The following is a 3,026-nucleotide window of genomic DNA, read 5'->3' on the forward strand; positions in this document are numbered from 1 at the left end:
AACCATTGGATTTTACAAATTAATCCTTACTTGAAGACTTCATTTATCTAGATGTTTAGCTTGGTGTTGAATTCTTGGTCTGGTTAATTGCTGATGTAGTAATTAGAGCTATGTGTATAAAGTTCACTAATACAAAAGTAAGAATAACTTTGAGCCAAATAACTACTTGGTCTGAAAGTAACATCAATATGCAGAAGCTAAATGTTAATAATAAAAATGTGATTGAAACTGCATACAAGTGATAGAAAAGCTTGAGGTATCCAGCATTGCGCCACAATCTAAAGCTAGGGTTGCTTGATACCGAGATAATGTAGGCACCTATTGCTGCGATGAATCCAGTCATGGTTATACTGAACGATGTCACTATCCCTATCAATAAATCGGTGTTCTTAGGGATAATGTTAGGAAAAAGAGAAACTCCAACCCATTTAGTTAAACCCCAATAAATTAACAGTAAAACGGGTACAACTAAAGCAGATGCTAACCATAATAAAGTTGCAAAAGACTTAATTTCTTTATTAGAGAGCTGACGCATATTTAATTATCATTATCTTCAGTTAAGTAAGTTTCTTTAACTGAAAGCTTAGACCAATTTGTGCATGAATGATTGGTTGTTATTCTTCCGTCAACTCCTTCAATGTATGTATTGTAAGCATCTATAACAGCTTGATTAGAATATCTTTTATCTTGAATTTGAATCTCTATAGAAGCTTTCAAATATGGATTGATAATGTCAAATAATATCATTGAGTGATCTAAATAATAGTCTTTGATGTTTTCCTGGAGGCTGTTTCGTTTCGCTCTAAGGTGTACTTCAGCAAAATCTTTACCACTAATATCAGACTGAATTAAGTCCAGCAACGGCTTGATATCTTTCTCAATTCCATTCTTGACGCCTGTGCGTTTTATGTTAATACTGATTTCAACATTATTATCCGAAGTATCGCCTGTTAATAAACCAGATATAATTCCATTCAAACTGGTTTTTCCGTTCAAAATTACGTTGGCTTGTGAGATAAGCCTTAAATTTCCAACAGATGACTTAGTCAATTCACTTTGAAGTGGAATTATCTTTAGTTGATACTTTTCGATATCAGGTTCAAATATTCCATTCAAAACTTCATTCAAATAGTATTGAAGGTCATCAACTGAAGCCCCACCTAATGATGACGTAACACCAATTATTGATTTGCTTTTATCAAAGTGGATGTATGTAACCTTTTCTAAACTATCACCATCTTCTAATACTTCATCCAAATCCTTTATCACACCAGAACCTTTATTAAGAGTTCTGTAATTAGCTAAGGAAGCTGGAACCATCAAATAATAGACATCGGGAAAAGTCCCAGCCATAGCAAAATAAAGTTTCTTAGATGACTTATCATGATATTTTTCAAGAACTGACTTTTTACTTTGATGTTTACAATAGTTCTCTACTATGTCAGCTATGCAGATGTTACAAACTGTTCCAGTATCCTTAAATATTACCGTATAAGTGAAGTAGTTTAGTTTCATTACCTTTGATTAATCCTTGGTCAGAGATCCATATGTCTCAATAATACCTTTATCAAAGCTGCGCAGTCAAAGACTACTTTAGCAATACAAATATGTATTCATAATTGTCAGTTAAGAGCAGGCAATGACATAGACTAACCTACAATGTTTACTAAATTTGAATAGATTCAGACCATGATTTTGCAGCTCAATGTAGAAAAGTTGATACCAAACACACTAAAATCCACATCTTGAATTATCTGATTAAGGTCTGCTATCTCAAACGATGAACCATATACACCTGAAGTAATTTCACTATCAGAATGCCCTAGCAGAGCCTTTACAAGCGGGTTTCCCTGCAACTTGAGCTTGTTGTACAGGTAATCGACAAAGGTATGCCTAAATGAGTGAAATGATTTTCTGTCACTGTCAGCTAATACCCTGCTCTTAATATTGCTGAACCAACGCGATGGTGTATGCGAGTATCTTTCATTCAATAGCTTTAGGTCTGGAAAAATCCTACTGCTTGGTGCGGAGCCTGTGCTATTTACATAGTCAATAAAGCCTAGTTCTATGAGTTTGTTATGCATAGGAATGACACGCTTACTCGACGTAGATTTTAATATCTGGTTATCTCCACTGTCAGTAATGGATATGCACCAATAACCTTCAACTTTAGCGATATCTTTTTTCTGCAACTGACAAAGTTCATTTAACCTTGCACCTGTGTATAAACCAAGTACGGGGAGCCACTTCTGCCAATTCTTTTGCGGGTTTCTAATTGCTGAATCTGAGAATATGCGCTTGAGATCACAAGGGTTAAATGGTGATCGTAAGTCCCTCGCCTTTCGGCTATCTTTAAGCAACATGCCATCGAATACGTTATTTGATGCATAACCATTTTTTATTGCCCACTTAAACAGCTCTGAGTAACAGCCAAGCATGGTGTTAATGGTTTTTATCGACATTAGGTGACTAGTGGGAATATTCATATTTAGAATGTGATTAATGGGCTTGTTTCTGTATTCAGCCTTCTTGTTAAGGTTAGATGGAAGCCTCTGCAAAGCATTCTTTACTTGTTGTGCATCTACAGCACCAATATTTCTGAAGTACTTATCATTGAGCAGAGTAATCAGGTTGTTGTAAATCACCTTGTAACCAAGGTAGGTCTTTTCTGCCCAAGCTTTTGTACGTAGCTTTTCATCAATATACTTTTCAATGACATACGATAATAATTCACCTGCATCTTGTGAAAGGTCTAAGCCAAGGTATTGTTGGACTTTAGCTATTTGTTGCTTGTGAAAGATTGGCTGAAATTTGTGAAGGGTTGCATGAACAATTTTAACTGCGTCGTGTTTATTAAGTGGATAAACCAAGTCTAATGTAGTGTTGATGTGCTCTACAAGTTGCAGGGCTTCAAGTTTATCTTTGGTGAGCAGAGATACACGGATTGAATGGCTTTGAACCGTTCGTCTATATGTATAAATGTTGTTTTGATTTTTAACTAGATTATGCATTGTGGTCAACCTATC

The 3,026-nt window shown here is 35.4% G+C and carries 2 protein-coding genes; both read right to left on the minus strand.

The window, feature by feature from the left end; genetic code table 11:
- Window positions 1–537: 537 nt before the first annotated feature.
- Complete coding sequence (locus L0668_RS20455; RefSeq protein WP_235314588.1) at window positions 538–1,515, minus strand: RexA family antiphage protein; 978 nt, start codon at window positions 1,513–1,515, stop codon at window positions 538–540.
- Between the two features lie 167 nt (window positions 1,516–1,682).
- Window positions 1,683–3,026, minus strand: a 1,344-nt coding sequence (locus tag L0668_RS20460) for a site-specific integrase (protein WP_235314589.1), incomplete at its 5' end; no start/stop codon positions are given.

The sequence above is a fragment of the Paraglaciecola algarum genome, assembly GCF_021532655.1.
GTDB lineage: Bacteria > Pseudomonadota > Gammaproteobacteria > Enterobacterales > Alteromonadaceae > Paraglaciecola > Paraglaciecola algarum.